This is a genomic window from Nonomuraea sp. LP-02 (genome assembly GCF_036289125.1).
Lineage (GTDB): Bacteria > Actinomycetota > Actinomycetes > Streptosporangiales > Streptosporangiaceae > Nonomuraea > Nonomuraea bangladeshensis.
Genome location: NZ_JAXCLK010000001.1, coordinates 8,959,865 through 8,980,916 on the forward strand (window position 1 = coordinate 8,959,865; position 21,052 = coordinate 8,980,916).

General features: G+C 72.0%; 22 protein-coding genes. 8 read left to right on the forward strand and 14 right to left on the reverse strand.

From position 1 onward, the window contains the following. Nucleotides 1-12 precede the first annotated feature (12 nt). Nucleotides 13-825 carry a patatin-like phospholipase family protein gene (locus tag SMD20_RS41715; protein ID WP_329591821.1) on the reverse strand — a complete coding sequence of 271 codons (813 nt, stop codon included), beginning with the start codon at nucleotides 823-825 and terminating at the stop codon, nucleotides 13-15. 100 nt (nucleotides 826-925) lie between these two features. Between SMD20_RS41715 and SMD20_RS41720 the strand changes: the two genes are divergently transcribed. From SMD20_RS41720 to SMD20_RS41735, 4 genes are all read left to right on the forward strand, one after another. Next, a complete protein-coding gene (locus SMD20_RS41720; RefSeq protein WP_329591823.1) occupies nucleotides 926-1,819 on the forward strand; it encodes an ABC transporter ATP-binding protein in 894 nt (297 codons plus the stop codon). Next, the gene (locus SMD20_RS41725) at nucleotides 1,816-2,619 is read left to right on the forward strand and encodes an ABC transporter permease subunit (protein WP_329591824.1); all 804 of its coding nucleotides are present in this window, start codon (nucleotides 1,816-1,818) and stop codon (nucleotides 2,617-2,619) included. Before SMD20_RS41720 ends, SMD20_RS41725 begins: the two co-directional genes overlap by 4 nt. Further along, on the forward strand, nucleotides 2,619-3,890 hold the full coding sequence (locus SMD20_RS41730; RefSeq protein WP_329591827.1) for a PucR family transcriptional regulator: 1,272 nt from the start codon (nucleotides 2,619-2,621) through the stop codon (nucleotides 3,888-3,890). Before SMD20_RS41725 ends, SMD20_RS41730 begins: the two co-directional genes overlap by 1 nt. A 154-nt stretch (nucleotides 3,891-4,044) precedes the next feature. Beyond that, nucleotides 4,045-4,695 (forward strand): hypothetical protein, encoded by a 651-nt coding sequence (locus tag SMD20_RS41735; protein ID WP_329591828.1) that lies wholly within the window; start codon nucleotides 4,045-4,047, stop codon nucleotides 4,693-4,695. 354 nt (nucleotides 4,696-5,049) lie between these two features. Here SMD20_RS41735 and SMD20_RS48525 read toward each other — a convergent pair whose 3' ends face one another. After that, nucleotides 5,050-5,253: a GntR family transcriptional regulator gene (locus tag SMD20_RS48525; RefSeq protein WP_442942567.1), complete on the reverse strand. Its 204-nt coding sequence runs from the start codon at nucleotides 5,251-5,253 to the stop codon at nucleotides 5,050-5,052. Nucleotides 5,254-5,597: 344 nt separating this feature from the next. Between SMD20_RS48525 and SMD20_RS41740 the strand changes: the two genes are divergently transcribed. Next, a complete protein-coding gene (locus SMD20_RS41740; RefSeq protein WP_329591830.1) occupies nucleotides 5,598-5,774 on the forward strand; it encodes a hypothetical protein in 177 nt (58 codons plus the stop codon). Between the two features lie 31 nt (nucleotides 5,775-5,805). Here the strand turns inward: SMD20_RS41740 and SMD20_RS41745 are convergent, their stop codons facing one another. The 4 genes from SMD20_RS41745 to SMD20_RS41760 form a co-directional block, all read right to left on the reverse strand. Further along, on the reverse strand, nucleotides 5,806-6,783 hold the full coding sequence (locus SMD20_RS41745; RefSeq protein ID WP_329591832.1) for a quinone oxidoreductase family protein: 978 nt from the start codon (nucleotides 6,781-6,783) through the stop codon (nucleotides 5,806-5,808). A gap of 195 nt (nucleotides 6,784-6,978) precedes the next feature. After that, nucleotides 6,979-8,175 (reverse strand): cytochrome P450, encoded by a 1,197-nt coding sequence (locus tag SMD20_RS41750; protein WP_329591833.1) that lies wholly within the window; start codon nucleotides 8,173-8,175, stop codon nucleotides 6,979-6,981. 147 nt (nucleotides 8,176-8,322) lie between these two features. Beyond that, nucleotides 8,323-9,075, reverse strand: coding sequence for an SDR family oxidoreductase (locus tag SMD20_RS41755; protein WP_329591835.1), 753 nt, complete (start codon nucleotides 9,073-9,075; stop codon nucleotides 8,323-8,325). Nucleotides 9,076-9,089: 14 nt separating this feature from the next. Beyond that, complete coding sequence (locus SMD20_RS41760) at nucleotides 9,090-9,587, reverse strand: carboxymuconolactone decarboxylase family protein (protein WP_329591837.1); 498 nt, start codon at nucleotides 9,585-9,587, stop codon at nucleotides 9,090-9,092. Nucleotides 9,588-9,805: 218 nt separating this feature from the next. Between SMD20_RS41760 and SMD20_RS41765 the strand changes: the two genes are divergently transcribed. Further along, on the forward strand, nucleotides 9,806-10,720 hold the full coding sequence (locus SMD20_RS41765) for an RNA polymerase sigma-70 factor (RefSeq protein ID WP_329592836.1): 915 nt from the start codon (nucleotides 9,806-9,808) through the stop codon (nucleotides 10,718-10,720). A gap of 49 nt (nucleotides 10,721-10,769) precedes the next feature. On the opposite strand, the gene SMD20_RS41770 is transcribed toward SMD20_RS41765, so the two are convergent. After that, nucleotides 10,770-11,642, reverse strand: a complete 873-nt coding sequence (locus tag SMD20_RS41770) for a Vgb family protein (RefSeq protein ID WP_442942568.1) — start codon at nucleotides 11,640-11,642, stop codon at nucleotides 10,770-10,772. Continuing rightward, a complete protein-coding gene (locus SMD20_RS41775; protein WP_442942632.1) occupies nucleotides 11,636-13,255 on the reverse strand; it encodes an ABC-F family ATP-binding cassette domain-containing protein in 1,620 nt (539 codons plus the stop codon). Before SMD20_RS41775 ends, SMD20_RS41770 begins: the two co-directional genes overlap by 7 nt. Nucleotides 13,256-13,326: 71 nt before the next feature. Here SMD20_RS41775 and SMD20_RS41780 point away from each other — a divergent pair, with 71 nt between their 5' ends. Then, a complete protein-coding gene (locus SMD20_RS41780; protein WP_329591841.1) occupies nucleotides 13,327-13,920 on the forward strand; it encodes a TetR/AcrR family transcriptional regulator in 594 nt (197 codons plus the stop codon). Nucleotides 13,921-13,942: 22 nt separating this feature from the next. Here the strand turns inward: SMD20_RS41780 and SMD20_RS41785 are convergent, their stop codons facing one another. The 6 genes from SMD20_RS41785 to SMD20_RS41810 are packed head-to-tail and all read right to left on the reverse strand — an operon-like array spanning nucleotide 13,943 to nucleotide 20,160. Continuing rightward, complete coding sequence (locus SMD20_RS41785; RefSeq protein WP_329591843.1) at nucleotides 13,943-15,571, reverse strand: serine/threonine-protein kinase; 1,629 nt, start codon at nucleotides 15,569-15,571, stop codon at nucleotides 13,943-13,945. Between the two features lie 43 nt (nucleotides 15,572-15,614). Further along, nucleotides 15,615-16,250 (reverse strand): HAD family hydrolase, encoded by a 636-nt coding sequence (locus SMD20_RS41790; RefSeq protein ID WP_329591845.1) that lies wholly within the window; start codon nucleotides 16,248-16,250, stop codon nucleotides 15,615-15,617. Beyond that, nucleotides 16,240-17,343: an ABC transporter ATP-binding protein gene (locus SMD20_RS41795; RefSeq protein ID WP_329591847.1), complete on the reverse strand. Its 1,104-nt coding sequence runs from the start codon at nucleotides 17,341-17,343 to the stop codon at nucleotides 16,240-16,242. Before SMD20_RS41795 ends, SMD20_RS41790 begins: the two co-directional genes overlap by 11 nt. Beyond that, entirely contained in the window at nucleotides 17,340-18,197 is an 858-nt protein-coding gene (locus tag SMD20_RS41800; RefSeq protein WP_329591849.1) for an ABC transporter permease, read from the reverse strand. The genes SMD20_RS41795 and SMD20_RS41800 overlap by 4 nt, the downstream gene beginning before the upstream one ends. Next, nucleotides 18,185-19,009, reverse strand: a complete 825-nt coding sequence (locus tag SMD20_RS41805) for an ABC transporter permease (RefSeq protein WP_329591851.1) — start codon at nucleotides 19,007-19,009, stop codon at nucleotides 18,185-18,187. The genes SMD20_RS41800 and SMD20_RS41805 overlap by 13 nt, the downstream gene beginning before the upstream one ends. Beyond that, on the reverse strand, nucleotides 19,006-20,160 hold the full coding sequence (locus tag SMD20_RS41810) for an ABC transporter substrate-binding protein (protein WP_329591854.1): 1,155 nt from the start codon (nucleotides 20,158-20,160) through the stop codon (nucleotides 19,006-19,008). The genes SMD20_RS41805 and SMD20_RS41810 overlap by 4 nt, the downstream gene beginning before the upstream one ends. A 111-nt stretch (nucleotides 20,161-20,271) precedes the next feature. Between SMD20_RS41810 and SMD20_RS41815 the strand changes: the two genes are divergently transcribed. Then, nucleotides 20,272-21,039: a GntR family transcriptional regulator gene (locus tag SMD20_RS41815; protein WP_329591856.1), complete on the forward strand. Its 768-nt coding sequence runs from the start codon at nucleotides 20,272-20,274 to the stop codon at nucleotides 21,037-21,039. Nucleotides 21,040-21,052 lie beyond the last annotated feature (13 nt).

Below are 21,052 nucleotides of genomic sequence, written 5' to 3' on the forward strand. Positions count from 1 at the left end.
ACCTCCCTGCCCTCATCCTCCATGTTCGCTCAAATACCGGGCGGACGCGTGGTACGCCCGCTCGATGCAGGCCGACACCTGCGCGCCGTCCCGGTAGCGGAGCGGCGACATCGCCTCGGTCGCCCCGGCGGGCAGCACGTGCACCTCCACGCCCGGCGGCAGGCTCGCCATGTCCTCGGCGAAGCGGTGCCGGCGGGCGATCTCGAACGCCACCATCCCCACCTCCCAGAACCGCCGCGGCGCCGTCAGCGGGCGCTCGATCCGGCCGACGTGCAGCACGTACACCCGCTTGGCCCCGAGCCGCACCGCCCGGCCCACCGGGATGCTGTGGACCAGCCCGCCGTCGTAGAAATGCTCCCCGCCGATCACCATCGGCGGCAGCAGGCCCGGCACCGCGCACGACGCCAGCACCGCCGGCACCAGCGGCCCCGCGGTGAACCAGTGCGCCGCCGCCCGCTCCACCGACGCCGCCACGCACTGGAACGGCACCTCCAGGTCCTCGATCCGCCCCACCCGTACGGTCTCGGCGAGCACGTCGCGCAGCGGCCCGATCGGATGCAGGTGGGTGCCGGTCCGCGCCAGCGTCGACAGCCGGGCCACCCACGAGCCGGCGAACGCGGTACGGACGATGTCGGAGCGCCACAACCCGGTCAGCCGCTCCACCGCCTCGCCCGGCCCGGCGGCGATGACGGCCCCGTTCAGCGCGCCCACGGACGTGCCCACCACCAGGTCGGGACGGATGCCCGCGGCGTCCAGCGCCCGCAGCATGCCCACCTCGTGCGCGCCGAGCACGCCACCGCCACCGAGCACGAACGCCGTCTCCACGCCCTCACCCTCCCCTTGCCACGGTTCGGAAACGAACGGCCCGCGAACCTGCCGGATCCGCCCGCTGACGCCCTACCCACAACGGCGGGACGATGCCGCCATGACAGCAGTGGTGCAGGCCGAAGGGCTGACCAAGTACTACGGCAGCCGCCGGGGCCTCGCGGACCTCACGATGGAGATCCAGCCGGGCGAGGTCTTCGGCTACCTCGGACCCAACGGCGCCGGCAAGACCACGACCATCAGGCTCCTGCTCGACGTGATCAGGCCGACCAGCGGCCTCGTACGCGTCCTCGGGGGCTCACCCCGCGAGCCCGCCGTCCGCGCCCGCATCGGCTACCTGCCGGGCGACCTGGTGCTGGAGAGCCGCGACCGCGCGCTCGACTACCTGCGCTTCCTCGGCCGGGTACGCGGCGGCGTCCCCGAGTCGCGCGTCGCGGCCCTCGCCGAGCGCTTCGACGCCGACCTGTCGGTGCCGATGCGCAAGCTCTCCAAGGGCAACCGGCAGAAGATCGGGCTCATCCAGGCGTTCATGCACGAACCCGAGTTCGTCATCCTCGACGAGCCGACCATGGGGCTCGACCCGCTCGTACAGCACGAGTTCCTGGCGCTGGTGCGGGAGGTGCGCGCCTCCGGGCGTACCGTGCTCATGTCCTCGCACGTCCTCGCCGAGGTGGAGAGCGTCTCCGACCGGGTCGGCATCGTACGCGGCGGGCGGCTCGTCGCCGTCGAGAACGTCGCGGCGCTGCGCGAGAAGGCGGTGCGCCGGGTCGAGCTGCACTTCGCGGCGCCCGTGCCGCGCGCCGACTTCGAGGGGCTGCCCGGCGTACGCGACCTGCGCGTGGAGGGCGCCGCCCTGTCCTGCACCATCGACGGCCGCCCGGACGCGCTCATCAAGGCCGCCGCCCGCCACACCGTGGTCCACCTGGTGAGCGCCGAGCCCGACCTCGAAGAGATCTTCCTGACCTACTACAGCGACGAGGAGCGGCCCCGATGAACGGCCCGCTGATCAGCAAGAGCCTGCGCGACCACCGCGGCGTGACGTTCTGGTGGACCGTCGGCATCAGCGCCTTCATGGCGCTCTACCTCGCCGTCTACGGGAGCATCAAGGAGAGCCCGGAGACGTACGGGCCGGCGATGATCGCCAAGTTCCCCGGCCCGCTGCGCGACCTTATGGGCGGCCTCGCCGACATGACCAGCGGCGCCGGCTACCTCCAGACCGCCGTCTACCAGCTCTTCGTCCCCATGCTGTTCATCTCGTGCGCGACGCTGCTCGCCAACCGGGCGCTCGCCGGGCCCGAGGAGAACGGGACCCTGGAGCTCGTACTCACCCTGCCGGTGGACCGCAGGCGGCTCGTGCTCGCCAGGCTCGCCGCGCTGGCGCTCGGCCTGCTCGCGGTGGCGGCCGTGACGCTGCTGGTCGCCTGGGGGATGAGCGCCCTGGTCGAGAACGGGGTGCCGTTCGGCCGCATCCTCGCCGGGCACCTCGGCGTGCTGCTGCTCGGCCTGTTCTTCGGCACCGTGGCACTCACCGTGGGCGCGGCCACCGGGCGGCGGCTCGTCGCCTCGGCCGTGGTCGGGGTGTGGGCCGCGGCCGGCTACATGGTCGTCACCGTCGGGCGCTCCTGGGACGCGATCTCCTGGCTCAAGTGGGTCTCGCCGTTCCACTACTACGCCGAAGGGCGGCCCCTCTATGAGGGGGTGCCGGTCGGGGACTACCTTGTGCTGGCGGGAGCGACGGTCGTGCTCGCGCTCACCGCGGTGCTCGCCTTCGACCGGCGCGACGTAGGAGTGTGATGACCCCGCCACCCCTGCCCGCCACCCCCTCCGACAACCCCGCCCCGGACGCCTCCGGCAGGGGCGCCGGCGAGGGGAGCGCTCCCGGGACGGACGCCTCCAGCCCGGGGACTTCTGCGCCCCCTGCCTCCGGCGCGGGGGCCTCCAGCGCGGGGACCTCCGAGGCAGGGCCTTCCGGCCCGTCGGTCTCCGGCACGGGAGCCTCCGGCCCGTCCGCCTCCAGCGCACGGGTCTCTGCCTCCGAGGTGCGAGGCGGGTTACTCGACGCATGCCGGCGGATTCTGGCCGAGGCGGCGGGGACGGGGCGGGCGCCCGACCGGCGGGCGCTCGATCCGTGCCGCGCCGCCGGCGTACGGGCCGCCGAACTGGGCGTGCCGCTGCGCTCGCTCGTGGACGACGCCCTGGCCGCCGCCGACGCCTTGGCCGCCGCCGACGGCCTCCCGCCGGTCCTGCCCGCGCTGCGCCGCGCCGTCTCCGCCCTCATGGAGGGGTACGAACAGGCCCAGCTCGCCGCGATCCGGGACGAGGAGGAGGCCCGCAGGGAGTTCGTGGACGACCTGCTCCAGGGCCGGGCCGAACGCCTGGCCGAACGCGCCGAGCACTTCGGCCTGCGCCTCGCCGAGTCGTACGTCGTCGCCGTGGCCGGCAACCTCCCGTCCACGACCCTCGCCCAGGACAGGAACGCCGTCGAACGCGCCCTCGTCACCCGCTTCGGCTCGCACAACGTCCTGGTCGCCGTCCGCGACGACCTCCTGGTGTGCGTCGCCCCCGCCACGCTGCCGGCCGCCGTCGGCGAGTTCACGTACCACGTACGCGCCCGCTTCGCCACCGGCTGGCGGGTCGGCCTGGGCCGGGCGCACCGCGGCCCGGGCGGCGTCGTCACCTCCTACCGCGAGGCCGCCCAGGCCCTGGAGCTGGCCGACGCCCTGGCACTCAAGATCGACGTCGTACGAGCCGCCGACCTGCTGGTCTTCCCCGTCCTGCTCCGCGACCGCAGCGCCATCGAAGACCTGGTGACCAGCGTCCTCAGCCCACTGCTGGAGGCACGCGGCGGGCACGAACCGCTGCTGGAGACCCTGGAGGCCATCTTCGCCTCACACGGCAACCAGACCGCCGCCGCCCGGAAGCTGCGGCTGAGCCCGCGCGCCGTGACGTACCGCCTGGAGCGCATCCGCCGCCTGACCGGCTTCTCCCCGGACGACCCCACCCAGCGCTTCACCCTGGAAACCGCCGTCCTGGGCGCCCGCCTCCTCGGCTGGCCGAACGGCTGACCAAGTCCTACGGCCGCCGCTGGGGGCGGCTGCCAGGTCAGAGCACGCCGGCCTGACGTATGGATGCCGTCCGCGGTGCTGGACGCATGCTCGACACCGGACGATCCGTACGCCCTAGATCATGCATCTGCTCTCTTCCTGAGAAGATCTGCACATGATTGATGCCCTGCCGGCACCACTGCACGCCATCATGTCGAGGTACAGCAGTTTTCTCCGCGGATACCAGGAGATGTTCTGCTATACGGTCACCGCCCCATTGAGCCTGGACGAGGCATTACAGCGGATGGGCGTACAGACCGGAGATCTCCAACGCAATGCGGAACATGACCTCCTCGATCATGACGGATGCGTTTTCATTGATCAAGTGGAAGATGCTGTCGTGACGTGGGACTGGCAATCTGTCGCGGGCCTATATCTACGCACAGACGATGCGCTTCGACGTGGCATCACACGCGCGGTCACCCAATGGGACTCCTACAATCTCGATTTCTCCTTCAGCCCACCGGCCGGCCCAGGTTTTGGCTGGAGTGAGGCATACCTCTTCGAATCGGATGACGCTGTCGAATCCATACGAGAGGCAGCGACGCCCTTCGAAGGCCCGTATGCCCGCTACCGGCCACTCTTTGACCCGTATCTGCGCGAAGTTCGTGATCATCTTGATGACGATGACGGCGAAGCGGATCCCGCCTACCTGAAGGCTGCGATTCTCACCTCCTTCGAGCTGGAGACCCGAATTCGGTTGGACGAGGAACTGCTCCGCAGCCTCCGCTATTCAATCCACGTACCTCCGCATCTCCGGTATTGACAGACACGCGGGATCGTTCACGGGGGAATCCCCCGGACTAAGGAAGTCGCGAGTGTCGAAGTCAACGCTGATGTGTGCGGTATCAACTCAGAAGGCAGCAAGGCGGGGACAAGTACTCCTCGACTGATGACTTCACCCCCTGCGGCGGTCTTTGACGCCGAACGCACCGCCGCAACGTGTTAGTTGGGACTGGGGCTCGCTACTACAGCAGTCGCCGGGATCTCGCGGAGCACATGATGGAGATCCAGTCGGGCTGGGTCTTTGGCTGCCTCGCACCCGATGGCGCCGGCAAGTGTGCCTGTACGTCACGGCACCGGCTAACCGAACCGGACGGGCACAGAAGCGGCGTTGAGATCACCCCTCCGGTTCCCAGTGCTCGGGCTCGGCGACGCGCGACCCGATGCCGGGCTCTGTCCGGATGAGTCCGTCGGCTCGAAGCTGACGAATGACCTTCTGCGCTGTGGCGTTCGCGATTCCGAACTCTGCCCCAAGATCTACGAGCGAGGGAACGCGCGCACCGACCTTGATCTCTCCCGAGCGAATGCGCTGAGAGATCACTCCGTATATCTGAACGCCATCTCGGCGGGTCCGTTTCGATCGAACTCGAAATGATCGCGGCCGGTGTGTGCGACATGGCGTCCTACCATGCCACGTGGGGGGCAGGCAGGATGACTCATACCCAACCGGCTCCGATCGCCTCGGTCCCCGATCAATACGTGTCCGGCGTGCAGTGCAGTGTTCTCCTGTCCGTTCCCGTGTCCTCGCTGTGGTGCTGATGCGGACAGTACGGTGACGCAACGCGTGCTGTCTCGGCGATGACCGGAACCGAGGTGACGGCGGGTCCGCTGTCGCCGCCTCTGATCGACTGGCGACCGTACATCCTTCGGGGCACGCGCTGTCACATGAGGAAGTTCGTCGTTCGTGGCGACGTCGAGTTCGAACTGTGCGCCGAAGGCGGGCACTACGTCGTCCGGCGCACGGAGCGGAAGGGCGGTCGGGTCGTCATGACCGAGACGGCTCGGGGACGTCGGCGCGACGCCGAAGCCGTGTGGCTCAAGATCGTCCAGGACTCCCCGTAGTCGTCCGCCGTCGCGCGCCGGACGGCTCTCCTCAGCGGTCGGTATGGTCACCGGCCGTGCTGGCCGGGATGAGGAGCAGCTTGCCGGTCGTACGCCGGCCGGCCAGGTCCTCGTGAGCCTTCTGCGCGTCCGCCAGCGGGTAGCGGTGCGAGATGTTGATCCGCAGTTCGCCCGCCGAGATCCAGCCGAACAGGTCGGACGCCCGCCGCAGCAGCTCCGCCCGCTCGGCGATGTAGTGCACGAGCGTCGGCCGGGTCAGAAAGAGGGAACCCTTCTTGTTGAGCGTCTGCGGGTCGAGGGGCGGGACCGGGCCGCTCGCCGCGCCGTACAGGGCCATGAGGCCGCGCGGGCGCAGCGCGTCCAGGCTGCCGTCGAAGGTGGCCTTGCCGACGCCGTCGTACACGACGTCGATCGTGCCGCGCAGCGCCTCGGCGAAGTCGTCGTAGCGCAGCACCTCGTCGGCCCCGGCCTCGCGGGCCAGCTTCTCCTTCTCGTCGGTGGACACCGTCGTGTACACCGTGGCGCCCCGCAGCTTGGCGAGCTGGATCAGCAGCTGGCCCATGCCGCCCGCGCCCGCGTGGACGAGGACGCGGTCGCCCTCCTTCACCTCGTGCGTGGAGTGGGTCAGGTAGTGGGCGGTCATGCCCTGCAGCATCGTCGCGGCCGCGAGCTCGGCCGACACGCCGTCCGGCACCGGCACCAGCCGCGCGGCCGGTACGACGGCCTTCTCGGCGTAGCTGCCGAGCACGTTCGCCCAGGCCACGGTGTCGCCGACGGCCACGTCCCGCACCCCGGCCCCGACCGCCGCGACCGTGCCCGCCCCCTCGGAGCCGATGGCGATCGGCAGGTCGAGCGGGTACGCGCCGGAGCGGTAGTAGATGTCGATGAAGTTGACCCCGCTGGCGGCGACGTCGACCACGACCTCGCCGTCACCGGGCGTGGGGTCGGGACGCTCGACGTACTCGAGAACTTCTGGACCGCCCTGGGCGGAGACGAAGATGGCATGCATGCCCCTAGTCAACTCCGCCCGGAACCCCGGCCGCCACCCGGACCCCCGCAACCCCGCGGCCTCCGAGGTGGGCGGGCCGGGCTCCGCGTTCAGCCGGCGGGGCGGGGCGACCACACCTGTGCCGCCAGGACGGCGCTCGCGCCCTTCAACAGGCCGCAGAACCGGGGGCGTACGGGTCGGGCGCCGGGTGTCCGCTCACCAGGTCACCCGCAGCGTGCGCACGCCGTACACGATGCTGAAGACGTTGAAGTCCACCTGCTCGTACGGATCGGCCAGGGCGAGGCCGGGGAAGCGCCGCAGCAGGGCCGGGAAGGCGACGCGCATCTCCATCCGCGCCAGCGGCGCCCCGAGGCAGTGGTGCACCCCGTGGCCGAAGGCGACGTGACCGGCGGCTCCCCTGGTGATGGCGAGCGTCTCGGGATCGTCGACGAAGGCAGGGTCGCGGTTGGCGGCGGGGAACGAGCAGATGACGAGCGACCCCGCGGGGATGGCATGCCCGGCGATCACCACGTCCGTCGTGGTCGTGCGCGGCGGCAGCGACTGCACGATGGACAGCCAGCGCAGCAGCTCCTCGACCGCGGGTTCGACCCGCGCCGGGTCCTCGCGGATCATCGCGAGCTGGTCCGGGTGCCGCAGCAGGGCCAGGGTGCCCAGGCCGAGCATGTTCGAGGTCGTCTCGTGCCCGGCCAGCAGCAGAAGTCCCGCGATGCCGACCAGCTCGTCGGTCGTGAGGTCGTGGCCGTGCTCGCGTACCAGCATGCCCAGCAGGTCCTCGCCAGGATCCGCTTGGGCGCGGGCGACCAGGCCGGCCATGTAGGCGCGGTCCTCCCGCTGCGCCGCGACGCGCTGTTCCATCGGCAGGGAGGTGTCCAGCAGGCGCACCGAACGCTCGTGGAACTCGGTGCGATCGGCGTGCGGCACGCCCAGCAGCTCGCAGATCACCAGCGAGGGCACCGGCAGCGCGAAGTGCTCCACCAGATCGGCGGGCTTGCCGGCCCGCTCCAGATCGTCCAGGGCCGCCTGGACGATCTCGGTGATCCTCGGCTCCAGCCTGCGCATCCGCCGTACCGTGAACTCCGGGGTGAGCATCCGGCGCAACCGCGTGTGCTCGGGCGGGTCGAACCCGATGAGCTGCCCCGCCCGCATCCTGGCGAGCTCGTCGGCGTCCATCTGCCCGGATCCCGGGAACGGCGTCAGGGCGCTGCTGAACCGAGCCGGATCCGCCAGCACCTGGCGAACGTCCTCGTAGCGGCAGATCACGTACGCGGGCGCGCCGAACGGCGTCGTCACCCGCACCACGCCCTCGCTGTGGCGAGCCCGGGCCAGCTCCTCTACCGGGTTGAGCCCGGCCCGCCGCATGTGCAGCGGCAATTCCGGCGCTTTCATCATCATCGGTCCATTCCTCCAGTGAGAGTGATCGTGATCGTGACCCGCGCTGCGCCGCCGAGGAGTGACACAGCTCGTGTCGGCCGGGGGTGAGTCCCGGTGGAGCCCTTGGTGGTGGAGCACCGAGAACAAGGGCGGGGCCGGCTCAGGGGCTCAGGGCTGAGTGTCGAGCCACTCCTCGAAGGTGGGGCCGGCGAGCTTGGCGTGCGGACCGGGCAGGAAGGCGCCGTCGGCGGCAAGCTCGGCATCGGGCATGGCGGACCCGTCGACGCCGACGACCTTGACGCCCCGCCGGGCGCCGAGAAGCCGCGCCGCCTCGGCCAGGATCTCCTTGCGGGGCCCGGCGACCTCGGGGATCGGCGTTCCCGGAGAGGCGGGGGCGGTCGCCAGGTTGACCAACTCCTCGGCCACGGCGCGGCAGGCCACGAGCTGGCTGGGCAGCGCCGGTATGTACGCGACCTCGCCCTCCTGCCAGTCCAGGAGCTGGCCGACGAACTCGTGGAACTGCGCGGCCCGCAGGATGCGGGCAGGGACCGGGCCGGACAGGAGGCGTTCCTCATGCACCTTCTTGGCGGCGAGGAAACCGGCGGTGGCCTTCTCGACGCCGATGATGGACGCCATGACGATCCGGGCGACCCCCGCCTTCCGGCCGGCTTCGTGCAGATTGGCGGCCGACGTACGGAAGAACTTCGTCGCGGCGTCCTGGTCGGAGGCGTGCCAGGAGGCGACGTCGATGACGACCTCGGCCCCGGCGACGGCCTCGGCGAGGCCCTGGCCGGTGATGATGTCCACGCCGGTGGCGCGGGACATCGGCACGACCCGGTGTCCCCGCTCGGTCAGGACGTCGACGACGTGGCGGCCCAGCCGCCCGGTCGCTCCCGCCACCGCGAACGTGGTGATGCTCATGCTGGATGCCTTCCTTACTCGCTGTAGTTCTGGCCGGGGGGCATGCCGGGGATCGGCTTGGCGATGAGAGCGGCCGGGGTGAAGAAGCCGATGTGGGCGATCGCCATGACCAGCGACCACATCGCTCTGTCGTCGTAGTGCGCCGACGCCCTGGCGTACAGCTCGTCAGGGACGCGTTCCCCTGACGGGTTCGGGGTGAGGACCGCCTCCACCAGCTCCAGCGCGACCCGTTCGGGATCGGTGAAGCATGTGGCGTCCCGCCAGGTCGCCACGGCGGTGATGCGCTCCTCTGACTCCCCGATCCTGCGCAGGTTGCCGGTCTCCCTGATGGTGAAGTACGTGCTGCCGAGGAGTTGCCCGGCGCGCAACTGCAACAGGTGGATGGTCGTCTGTGGAATCGCCCCGTTCTGGAGGGCCTTATGCAGACCTTCCCCGACCTGCGCCATCTCGGGGAGGAAGGGGAGAGGATTGGGCATACGCGACCGCTGGCCGGTCGTCGTGGGCGTGGACATGGGGAAGGCTTCCCTTCGTGGTGGTCGATGCCGTGGTGATCCGGCATCCCGACAACCATGAAGACGCCGGCGCCCGGCCCCCTGTAACAGGGCGACCATGTGACATGGACCACCCGCCGGTGGTGTTACGGAACGGCGGGCAGCGGCGTCCTGTGCGTATGGCAGCACTGAGAACGAACAGGCAGGAACGGGGCATGACCGAGCGGAGCGAACCAAGCATGGAGCCGCCCGGGCCGCTCGACCGTGCCGACCACATCGACCACGCCACCCGGGCGTTCGTCGCCCACCGCAACCTGCTGTTCACCGTCGCCTACGAGATGCTCGGCTCGGCCGCCGACGCCGAGGACGTCCTGCAGGAGACCTGGCTGCGCTGGGCGGACGTCGATCTCGCCACCGTCCGGGAGGAACGTGCCTACCTGGTACGGATCGTCACCCGGCAGGCCCTCGACCGGCTGCGCGCGCTCGGCCGGCGCAAGGAGTCCTACGTCGGACCGTGGCTGCCCGAACCGCTGCTGACCGCGCCTGACGTGGCCGAGGACGTCGAGCTCGCCGAGAGCGTCTCGATGGCCATGCTGCTGGTCCTGGAGACGCTGCAGCCGACCGAACGGGCGGTGTTCGTACTGCGTGAGGTGTTCGCCCTCGACTACGACGAGATCGCCGAAGCCGTCGACAGGAGCCCGGCCGCCGTACGCCAGCTCGCCTACCGGGCGCGGGCCCACGTCGCCGCCCGCCGGCCACGCGGCAGCACCTCCCCGGCCGAGACCCGGGCCGTGCTCCTGGCCTTCCAGCGCGCGGTCGAGACCGGCGAACTGCAGAGCCTGCTCGACGTCCTCGCGCCGGACGTCGTCGCCCTCAGCGACGGCGGCGGCGTCAGGCACGCCCTGCTGCGACCCGTCGTGGGGATCGACAACGTCGCCCGCCTGCTGGCCGTCGGCTGGTGGAAGCGCGACGCGCAACGGTCGGTCGAGCTGGTGCAGATCAACGGCGGCCCCGGGCTGCTCGTACGGGTCGACGGGGAGATCGACGGAGTGGTGGCGGTGCGCGTGGAGAACGGCTACGTCACCGGCGCCTACCACGTACGCAATCCCGAGAAGTTGTCACGTGTGGAGCGGGAGACCGCCGTGACCCGCTGAACGCGCGGAGGCTCGCGGCGCGGGTCACCAGAGGGGAGAGGCCGGGTGGTCAGGGCGGGGTGAGGCGGGCCAGGGCGCCGGCTTCGAGGGCGATCCAGATCGCTCCGTCGGGGCCCACCGTCAGGCCGTGCGGCTCTGCCTTCCACGGTTCGCCGCCCCCGTGATCCGGGAGGGGGAACTCCTGGATGGCGCCGTCGGGGGTGATGCGGCCGACGCGGTCGGTGCCCCAGAGGGTGAACCACAGGGCGTTGTCGGGACCCGCGATGATCGCGTGCGGGCGGGAGGCGGGGTCGGCGAGCGGGTACTCGTCGATCTTGCCGGTCGGGTCGATGCGGCCGATCTGCCCGGCGCCGATCTCCACGAACCACAGCGCCGCGTCCGGGCCGAGCGTGATGCCGACCGGGGCGGCGCCCTCCGTGGGCAGCGGGTGGAGGGCCACCTCGCCGGTCAGTGAGACGCGACCGATCGCGTTGCCCTGGTTGAGGGTGAACCACAGGGCCTCGTCGGGCCCGGGGGTGATGAAGGCGGGCATGCCGCCGGGCGACGGGATCTCGAAGTCGGCGCGGTCGCCGCCCGGCGCGATGCGGCCGATGCGGCCCGGCTGCATCTGGGCGAACCACATCGCGCCGTCGGGGCCCGCCGTGATGCCGAACGGGGAGTCGGCGGGGTAGGCGGTCACCTCGCCGTCGGCGGTGATCCTGCACACCCGGCCGCCCTGGCCCTCGGTGAACCACATCGCGCCGTCCGGGCCGGGCGTGATCACGGTGGGTCCGCCGTCGGCCGGGTCGAGCTGGTGGATCACCGGGGCGTGGCCGGGTCGCAGGCGTCCGACGCGGCCCTGGTGGACGAGGGTGAACCAGAGCTCGCCGTCGGGGCCGGTCGTGATGCCGTACGGTGCGCCGGCGTCGATCATGGTCAACATACGCGTCCCCCTACGAGGTGCAGGTGTTCGCCGCGGAAGCGCCGGGTCAGCGCGCGGTCGTGCGACACCACGACGAGCGTGCCGCGGTAGTGGTCGAGCGCCTGCTCCAGCTCCTCGGCCAGGAGTGGCGAGAGGTGGTTGGTGGGCTCGTCGAGCAGGAGCAGGTCGTGCTCGGAGGCGAGCAGGCGGGCGAGGGCGAGGCGGCGCCGCTGGCCCACCGACAGCTCGCCCACCTTCTGCCGGAGAGTGTGCGGGGCGAAGAGGCCGGTGCCGAGGAGGGCGGCCTCGCGTTCGTCCGGGTAGCCGTGGCCGTAGGCGGCGAGGACGGTGAGGCCGGGGTCGAACGTCACCTCCTGCTGGAGGTGGCCGACCTTTGTCGAGGCGCGGGCGGCCTGCTCGGCGAGCGCCTGCAGCAGCGTGGACTTGCCGGCGCCATTAGGGCCGCGTACGAGCAGGCGATCGCCCGGGGCGAGGGCCAGGTGCGGGATGTTCAGGCGGCCGTCGCCGACCCGGACGTCGCGAAGCTCGACCAGCACCGCCTGCTCCGATGTCCTGGCGGTCCCGCCGTCGGGGATGAGGGAGGGGGTGAAGGGGGAGTGGAAGTGGAGCGGGGATGGGGGGCGGGGGATCGGGTTGTCGAGGAGGCGGCGGAGGCGTTCGTGGGCGTTGCGGACGCGGCTGGAGATCGAGCTCTGCACGCGCCCCGCGTTGCGGTCGTAGGCCATCTTGTTGTTGTCGCGCATGAGGCCGCCGGCGGCGACGCGGTGGGCGGTGGTGGCGGCGTGCTCGCGCACCTGGCGCACCTCCTCGCACCAGGCCGCGTATGCCTGCTCCCAGCGGGCCCGCGCCGCCGCCTTGGCGGCGAGGAAGCCGTCGTAGCCGCCGCCGAAGCGGGTGACGGCCCCGCCCTCGACCTCCAGGACGGCGGTCGCGACGCGGCCGAGGAAGACGCGGTCGTGGGAGACCACGACGACCGTGCCGCGGTGCTCGCGCAGGCGGTCTTCGAGCCAGGTCAGGGCCGGCTCGTCGAGGTGGTTGGTGGGCTCGTCGAGGAGCAGGACGCGGGGCGCGGCGGCGAGGACGCAGGCCAGCCCGAGCCGGGCCAGCTCGCCTCCCGACAGGCTGCCGAGAGCCCGGTCGCGGCTGACGTGGGCCAGGCCGAGGCCGTGGAACGCCTTGTCGACACGGGCGTCGGCCTCGTAGCCGCCGCGTGCCTCGTAGAGCGTCTGCAGCTCGCCGTATTCGGCCAGGGCGGCGGTGTCGTGGGCGGTGTCGTCGGCGGCCGTCGCGAGGGTCGCCTCCAGGTCGCGCAGGCGGCGCTCGATGGCCCGTAGCCCGGCCAGGGCGGCGTCCACGGCCTGCTGGACGGTGTGCGTGGGCGGCAGGTCGAGGGTCTGGCCGAGATATCCCAGGTCGTCGGCGGCGGAGGGTACGGTGACCTCGCCGTCGTCGGGCCGCTCGACCCCGGCCAGGAGCCGGAGCAGGGTGGACTTGCCCGAGCCGTTCTCACCGACGACGCCGGCGCGCTCGCCCGCCTTGACGGACACGGTGACGTCGTCGAGCACGATGCGCTCGCCGTAGGACTTGGAAACGCTACGAAGGTGGATCAGGATGGAACTCCAATCGCAACTGCGGTAGCGTTAGCTAACCATAGTCTGAGCAGCAAACGCAACTGGAGTAGTTTTTGGAAGCGGGTGGCAGCAAGCGGCCGGGAGGGCGCAGCGCGCGCGTACGCGACGCCGTACGCCAGGCGACGCTCGCCGAGCTGGTCGAGCACGGCTACACCGGGCTGACGGTCGAGCGGGTGGCAGAGCGGTCCGGCGTGCACAAGACGACCGTCTACCGGCGCTGGGGCAACGTGGAAGGGCTCATCTCCGACGCACTGGAGCTGGCGCGCGACGAGCCGTGGCCCATCCCCGACACCGGGACGATCGAGGGCGACCTGCGGGGCGTCGTGCAGCTCGTCCGTTCGGGGTTCGCCGATCCCGAGCTGGGGCCGGTGTCGTCGGCGTTCGTGGCGGCCGCCGTGCAGAACGACGCGGCGGCGCGGGCGCTGCACGACTTCTTCGTGGCCAGGCACGACCAGTCGGCCGAGGTCGTACGGCGGGCGGTCGCCCGGGGCGAGCTGCCCGACGTGGTGGACGTCCGCGAGGTGATCAGGGTGGCGGTCGCGCCCGTCTACTACCGGCTGTTCGTGGCGCACGAGCCGGTCAGCGAGCGCGACGCGGACCGCGCCGCCGACGCCGCCCTGGCCGCCGCCCGCGCCGGGGTCCTCTGAGCAGAGTTCAACTACGCGGAGATCAGGGGTCGGCCTTCTTGCCGCGCAGCTCGAAGTCGTCGAACGTGGTCCGCAGCAGCGACCCTTCGGCCTTCGTCGTACGCGCGAACAGCCCGAGCGGCCCGTTGCCGATCCCGTCCGGGTCCTCCACGCGGTGCACCCGGTCGTCGTTGACCCACATGGTCAGCCGCGTCGTCGTCGTGTCCACCTGCTCGCACGCCACCACGATCCTGACCGGCCCGCCGGACAGCCCGTCCACCTGCACCGGAGGGGCGAGGGTGCCGCCCGCGCCGTCCACGACCCGCCGGATCCTGGCGTTGCCCTTGGTGTCCAGCCCGAACTCGTAGTAGGACTTGTCGTCGGCGGCGTGGCAGTAGACGCCGTACTCACCGGTGCCCGACGCCTTCTTGACGTCGGTGGTGACGCCGATGACCACCGACGACGGCAGCATCGGCGTGGGCTTGGCCGTCGGGTCGGGCGTGGTCGTCGGCGTGGCGACGAGGAAGGGGATGGGAGCCTCGGCCCACCGCTCCTCGTAGCCGCTGCCCTGCTTGACGTCCAGCCCGTACGTCCCGTCCGTCCGGTATCCGTAGGAGGCGTCGGCGCTGGCGTCGTAGGTGCCGTTCCAGCCGCCGGAGGTCTGGGTGAAGTCCTCGGCGTACAGGACGCCGAGGTCGGGCGGGCCGCCGGGCGACAGCAGCGCCCACGCCCCCACGGACGCGGCCACGAGCAGCGCGGCCCCGGCGGCGACCGCCGCGTACAGTTTGCCGCGCCGCGCCCCGTCCACAGGTTGCGGCGCGTACGGGCCGCCGGCGTGCTGCCAGGTCGCCTGGACCGTCCGCGTGGCCTGCTCCGGCTCGGCGGCCCGCCCGACGAGGTGGTCGAGGAGCTGCTGGGCGGTCGGCCGGGCGGCCGGGTCCTTGCGCAGCGCGGCCCTGACCAGCTCGCGCATCCCCGGATCGACGTCGTCGAGCACGGGCTCGGTGTTGAGCACCTGGTAGACGATGGAGGGCAGCGTGTCACCCGGGAACGGCGCCCGCCCGCTCGCCGCGAACGCCACCAGGCACCCCCACGAGAACACGTCGCAGGCCGGCGAGACCGGCTCGCCGCGCAGCACCTCGGGCGCCATGTAGCGGGGCGTGCCGACCAGCTCGCCGGTGCCGGTGACGCCGCCGAGCGTGTCGAGCGCCCGCGCGATGCCGAAGTCGATCACGCGCGGGCCGACCGGCGACAGCAGCACGTTGGACGGCTTGAGGTCGCGGTGGACGACCCCGGCCGCGTGGATGGAGGTCAGCGCCGTCGCCACGCTCACGGCCAGCGCGTCCAGGCTGGAGCCGCGCAGCGGGCCTGACTCGCGTACGGCCTGCTCCAGGCTGGGGCCCGGCACGTACTCGGTGACGACGTAGAGCTGGTCGCCGTCGAGCGCCGCCTCCAGCACCGCCGCCGTGCAGAACCTGCGCACCCGGCGCGCGGCGTCGGCCTCCCTGCGGAAGCGCAGGCGGAACTGCTCGTGCTGGCTCAGCTCGGGGTTGATGACCTTGACGGCGACCCGCTGGCCGGCGGGGTCCTCGGAGAGGTAGACCGTGCCCATTCCGCCCCGCCCCAGCGCGCTCAGCACCCTGTAGCGCCCGATGTGGGAGGTTTCATTCACGCCGCGCAAGCTTACCGACACCGCCGTGATCGCGGGAGCATGGTCACAAGCCCTCTCCCGGCGCGGCGAGGCAGGCGCGGATCCGGGCCAGCGACGGCGGTCCCGCCGGCCCCGCCACCAGCACCCGGCACCCCGCGGCGGTGGCCGCCGCGACGCCCGCCAGGCTGTCCTCGACGGCCACGCAGCGCTGGGGGGCCGCGCCGAGCCTCCGGGCCGCCTCCAGGTACGGGTCCGGATGCGGCTTGCCGCGCGCCGTCTCCCCGTCGGCGACGACCTGGTGGAACGAGTGGCGCAGGCAGGGCAGCACCAGCTCGACCACCCGCCGGGGGGACGCGCTGACCAGGGCCGTGGGGATGGCCGCGGCCGCGAGGTCGGACAGGAGCTCGCGGGCCCCGGGCATCACCGGCACGCCGTCGCGGCCGAGCCGCTCGGCGAAGGCGTCCACCAGCCGCTCCGCCAGCGCGTCCACAGCTCCGGACGCGACTCCGGACGCGGCGCCAGGGAGGAGGTGGGCGGCGGCGTCGGCGGCGGTACGGCCGCGTACGTGCGGCACGTCGGCCGCCTCCAGCCGCCGCCCGAACGACGCGGCGACCCCGGCCACCGCCCGCCACCACGCCCCCTCGGTGTCCACGAGCGTCCCGTCCAGATCGAGCAGGACCGCCTCAGGGTCAGACGGCATCGGCGGCGGCCACGACGGGGGCGGGTGCCGTGACCGTACGGGCCGCCACCAGCACGGGCCGCTCCACCAGCCGCACCGCGACCCGCGTCCCGGGCCCGAGCCGCGCCGCCTCGTGGCCGGGCACGTCGGCCAGCACCTCGCCGCCGTCCACGGCGAGCCGGAGCCGTACGGACGCGCCACGGAAGGAGGCCGCCAGCACCTCGGCCGTCGCGTCCTCAGCGGGCCCGTCCTCGGCCGGCTCCACCCGGACCGCCTCCGGCCGGACCAGCACGTCCACGTCCGGGCCGTCCGGGACGGGGCCGTCCACGGGCAGGCTCTGGCCGAGCACGCTCACCCGGTCGCCGCCGAGCCGCCCGGCGAGGTGGTTCATGGTGCCGACGAACTCCGCGACGAACGGCGTGGCGGGCCGGTCGTAGACCTCGGCGGGCGCGCCCACCTGCTCCAGCCGCCCCTCCCGCAGCACCGCGACCCGGTCGGCGACCGACAGCGCCTCCTCCTGGTCGTGGGTGACGAAGACGGTGGTGATGCCCAGGTCGAGCTGGAGCCGCCGGATCTCCTCGCGCAGGGTGACGCGGACCTTGGCGTCCAGCGCCGACAGCGGCTCGTCGAGCAGCAGCACGCGCGGCTCCAGGGCGAGCGCGCGGGCCAGCGCGACCCGCTGCTGCTGGCCGCCGGAGAGCTGGTGGGGGTAGCGGTCGGCGTGCTGGGGCAGGCCGACCAGCTCCAGCAGCTCGTCCGCGCGCGCCCGCCGGGTGGCGGCGGGCACCTTGCGCACGCGCAGCCCGAAGGCGACGTTGTCGCGGGCGTTCAGGTTGGGGAACAGCGAGTACGACTGGAAGACCATCCCGGCGTCGCGCTTGTTGGCGGGCACGCGGGTGACGTCCTTGCCGTCCACGAGCACCGCGCCGGAGTCGGGCCGCTCGAACCCGGCCACGCACCGCAGTGCCGTCGTCTTGCCGCACCCGGAAGGACCGAGCAGGGCGACGAACTCGCCGGGCTCGATGAGCAGGTCGAGCCCGTCCAGCGCGACCGTCTTGCCGAACTCCCGCCGCAGCGCCCGGAATTCGACGGACGCCGGAGCCGATGCGGTCATTTCTTTCTCTCCCTACCGAAGACGGTCGACACGGCCAGCAGGAGCAGCCAGATGATGAGCAGGCTCAGGATGGAGACGGCCACCGAGAGCTGGCCACGGGACCCGGACACGGTCACGATCCACACCGCGAACGGCTGGTAGCCCAGCAGGCTGGCGACGGTGTACTCGCCGAGGACCAGCGCCAGCGTCAGGAACGACGCGCTGGCGAGGGCCGAGCGCAGGTTGGGCACCACGACCCGGAACAGCACGTACGGCCACGAAGCCCCCAGGTTGCGTGCCGCCTCCACCAGCGTCCGCACGTCCATCGTGCGCAGCCCGGCGTCCAGCGACCGGTACACGAACGGCAGCACCAGCACCACGTACGCGAGCACCAGCACGATCGGGAACCCCGGGTCCTGCACCGCGATGATCGTGGCCCAGAACGGCGTCGGCGCCAGCAGCTCGGTGCCGTTCCGCAGCGCCGTGGACAGCCCCGCCACGAACGTGATCGGCGGCACCACCAGCGGCAGCGTGCACAGCACCTCCATGACCGGCCGCAGCCGCGGCGCGAACAACCGCACGGCCAGCATCGCGGGCAGCGCCAGCAGCAGCACCACGGCGATCGTGGCCGCGGCGAGCCCCAGCGACAGCGTCAGGGAGCTCGCGAAGCCCTCGGCCGTCAGCAGCTCGGCGTAGGGCGCGAACGACACCCCGGACCTGGGCGAGTAGAGGGTGTACCAGAGCGAGGCGCCGAGCGGCACCAGGAAGTAGAGCCCGGCCACCAGGAACACCAGCCCGCGCCACACCCGCGGCCGGGCGGGCGCCTTCGCGGGGGCGGCGGTGGCGACGGGCTCCAGCCCGGTCAGTGCAGCCATCGCGAGGTCCTCCTCTGCAGCGGCAGGTAGATCGCCATGACCAGGCCGGCCACCACGATCATGTCGAGGCTGAGCGCCAGCGCGATGTTCTCGTAGCCGATCAGCACGTCGCCGGTGAGCGCGGCGGCGATCTTCAGGGTGACGAGCGGCACGACGGTGCCGACCATGGCGTTGGCGGTGGCGTAGGCGGAGAAGGCCGAGCCGAACAGCAGCACCACTCCGCCCAGCATGGCCGGGGCCAGCACCGGCAGCGCCACGTAGCGCCAGTAGTGCCAGGCGGTCGCGCCGCTGTTGGCCGCTGCCTCCCGCCACTGCGGGCGCAGGCCGTCCAGCGCCGGCGCCATGGCGAGCACCATCAGCGGCACCGAGAAGTACAGGTAGACGACGGCGAGGCCCCAGAACGTGTACAGCGACCCCGACGGCAGCCCGACCAGCCCGCTGACCACGCCGGAGTTGCCGAGCGTGGCGATCCAGAAGAACGCCAGCGGCACCCCGCCGAAGTTGGCCAGCACGCCGGAGGCGGTCAGCACCGCCTCCCGCAGCAGCCGCGAGCGCGAGGTCACGACGGCGTAGGCGAGGAACGTGCCGAGCACGGCTCCCACCAGCGCCACCACGGCCGACAGCTTCACGCTGCCGAGCAGGGCGGTCAGGTAACCGCCCTGCAGGCTCAGCGCCAGATTGGCCGTGCTGGGCCGCCCCTCCGCGGTGAACGCCCCCGCCACCAGCACGACGGCGGGGACGCCGAAGACCAGCGCGAAGAACACCAGCAGGGGCAGCGCGCCCAGCCAGCCGCTCGACCGGGGACGGCTCATCCGGAGATCGCGGCGTCCCAGCCGCTGGCCAGCTTGGCCTTGGCCGCGTCGACCTGCTCGGTGGTGGGGAAGGTCGGCTCGCCGTCCACCTTGGGCAGCTTGTCGGCCAGCGCCTGGTCGGCGGTGCCTTCGGAGGTCATGGCGGGCAGCAGCACGGGACGGGCGAAGCCCTTGAGGAAGAGGTTCTGGCCCTCGGCGCTGTAGAGGTACTCCTGCCACAGCCGGGCGGCGGCCGGGTGCGGGGCGTCCTTGTTGATCGCCTGGGCGTACATCTGGAAGTACTTGCCGTCGGAGGGGATGTTGACCTGCCAGTCGATGCCCTTGTCGGCCATCTGGGGGGCGTAGGCGGCGTTGTTGTAGTCCCAGTCGATGCTGATCTGGGTCTCGCCCTTCTCGATGGTGGCCGGGGTGGTCTCGACCGGGTTGTAGTTGCCGGCGTCCTTGAGCTTCTTGAAGAAGTCGATGCCGGGCTGGATGTCGTCGAACGAGCCGCCGTTCGCGAGGGCGGCGGCGTACACGCCGGCGAAGGCGGAGCCCGCCTTGGTCGGGTTGCCGTTCATCGCGACCTTGCCCTTGTACTCGGGCTTGAGCAGGTCCTGGAAGCTGGCAGGGCAGGTGGCGATCTTCTTGGCGTCGCAGCCGATGGACACGTAGCCGCCGTAGTCGTTGACCCAGAGGCCGGTCGGCTCCTTCTGGCCTGCGGGGATCTTGTCGAAGGTCTGCACCTTGTACGGCGCGAACAGCCCCTCGGCGGCGCCGCTGAGCGCGAACGACTGGCCGAGGTCGAGCACGTCGGGGGCGCGGTCCTGGCCCTTGCGGGTCTTGACGGCGTTGATCTCGTCGGCGCTGGACGCGTCGGGGGTCTCGCTCTCGATCTTGATGCCGTACTTGGCCTGGAACTTCTCGATGATCTCGCCGTAGTTCGCCCAGTCGGGAGGCAGGGCGATGACGTGGAGCGCGCCCTCCTTCTTGGCGGCCTCGACGAGCTTGTCCAGCCCGCCGAAGTCGGCGGCGGAGGTGGCGGTGGCGGCGTTCGCCCCGCCCTGTGACGCCTCGGTGGTCTGCTGGGTGCCGGGGGCGGCGCCGCAGGCTGCGGTGGCCAGTGCGAGTATTGCGGCGATTCCGGCCGCTCGGGCGCGAGAGGTGAGCACGACGCCTCCATGTGCAGGGGGTATGGCACGAAACTAGGGGAACTTGTACAAACAAGCGAGCACCAGTAAGTCGCATGAACGTTGCTCTTTCATGAACGGGGAGGGGCGGGCTTGGCTGCTCGCTATGAACTGATCGCTGATGACCTGCGGGAAGGCATCATCTCCGGCGCGTACCCGGTGGGCTCGCAGCTCCCCAGCGAGGCCGAGCTGGCCCGGCGGCACGGCGCGGCGCGCGGCACGGTGCGTCAGGCGGTGGCGGTGCTCGCCGCCGAGGGGCTGGTGGGCTCCCGGCAGGGCGCCCGGCGCATCGTGCTCGGCGCGGCGCGCAGCCAGAGCTTCGCCGAGCTGCACAGCTTCGCGCAGTGGGCGCGCGCGGGCGGCCACCGCTTCGGCGGCCAGGTGATCGAGCAGCGCCGCCGCCCCGCGAGCGCCGCGGAGACGGCCAGGCTCGGCGGCGGCGAGGTGCTGGAGGTGCTGCGGCTGCGCACGCTGGAGGGCGAGCCGGTGCTGGTCGAGCGGACGGTGTACGCGGCCTGGGTGGCCCCCGACGTCGAGGCGCTGCCCGCCGACTGCGAGTCGGTCACCCAGGCCCTGTACGACACCGCCGGGCTCGTGTGCGCCTACGGCGAGCACCTCATCGACGCGGTCGCCGCCGGCGCCCAGGACGCCCGCCTGCTGGGGGTGCGCCGCGGCAGCCCGCTGCTGCGCCAGCGCCGCACCACGACGACCCACGAGGGCCGCCCCGTGGAGTCCTCCGACGACCGTTACCGCGCGGGCAGCGTGGCCTTCAGCATCCGCAACTCGATCGGCGCGAACCCGCTCGTCCGGCAGGCGATCGACTTGCGTTCCGCGTCCGGAGAACATATGTTCGAGTCATAAGCGCCCGCCTTCC

What these genes read in the sequence shown, in the direction of transcription:
- SMD20_RS41720 (WP_329591823.1), top strand. Translation starts at nt 926, where the DNA reads ATGACAGCAGTGGTGCAGGCCGAAGGGCTGACCAAGTACTACGGCAGC.
- SMD20_RS41725 (WP_329591824.1), top strand. Translation starts at nt 1,816, where the DNA reads ATGAACGGCCCGCTGATCAGCAAGAGCCTGCGCGACCACCGCGGCGTG.
- SMD20_RS41730 (WP_329591827.1), top strand. Translation starts at nt 2,619, where the DNA reads ATGACCCCGCCACCCCTGCCCGCCACCCCCTCCGACAACCCCGCCCCG.
- SMD20_RS41735 (WP_329591828.1), top strand. Translation starts at nt 4,045, where the DNA reads ATGATTGATGCCCTGCCGGCACCACTGCACGCCATCATGTCGAGGTAC.
- SMD20_RS41740 (WP_329591830.1), top strand. Translation starts at nt 5,598, where the DNA reads ATGAGGAAGTTCGTCGTTCGTGGCGACGTCGAGTTCGAACTGTGCGCC.
- SMD20_RS41745 (WP_329591832.1), bottom strand. Translation starts at nt 6,783, where the DNA reads ATGCATGCCATCTTCGTCTCCGCCCAGGGCGGTCCAGAAGTTCTCGAG.
- SMD20_RS41750 (WP_329591833.1), bottom strand. Translation starts at nt 8,175, where the DNA reads ATGATGATGAAAGCGCCGGAATTGCCGCTGCACATGCGGCGGGCCGGG.
- SMD20_RS41755 (WP_329591835.1), bottom strand. Translation starts at nt 9,075, where the DNA reads ATGAGCATCACCACGTTCGCGGTGGCGGGAGCGACCGGGCGGCTGGGC.
- SMD20_RS41760 (WP_329591837.1), bottom strand. Translation starts at nt 9,587, where the DNA reads ATGTCCACGCCCACGACGACCGGCCAGCGGTCGCGTATGCCCAATCCT.
- SMD20_RS41765 (WP_329592836.1), top strand. Translation starts at nt 9,806, where the DNA reads ATGGAGCCGCCCGGGCCGCTCGACCGTGCCGACCACATCGACCACGCC.
- SMD20_RS41770 (WP_442942568.1), bottom strand. Translation starts at nt 11,642, where the DNA reads ATGTTGACCATGATCGACGCCGGCGCACCGTACGGCATCACGACCGGC.
- SMD20_RS41790 (WP_329591845.1), bottom strand. Translation starts at nt 16,250, where the DNA reads ATGCCGTCTGACCCTGAGGCGGTCCTGCTCGATCTGGACGGGACGCTC.
- SMD20_RS41795 (WP_329591847.1), bottom strand. Translation starts at nt 17,343, where the DNA reads ATGACCGCATCGGCTCCGGCGTCCGTCGAATTCCGGGCGCTGCGGCGG.
- SMD20_RS41800 (WP_329591849.1), bottom strand. Translation starts at nt 18,197, where the DNA reads ATGGCTGCACTGACCGGGCTGGAGCCCGTCGCCACCGCCGCCCCCGCG.
- SMD20_RS41805 (WP_329591851.1), bottom strand. Translation starts at nt 19,009, where the DNA reads ATGAGCCGTCCCCGGTCGAGCGGCTGGCTGGGCGCGCTGCCCCTGCTG.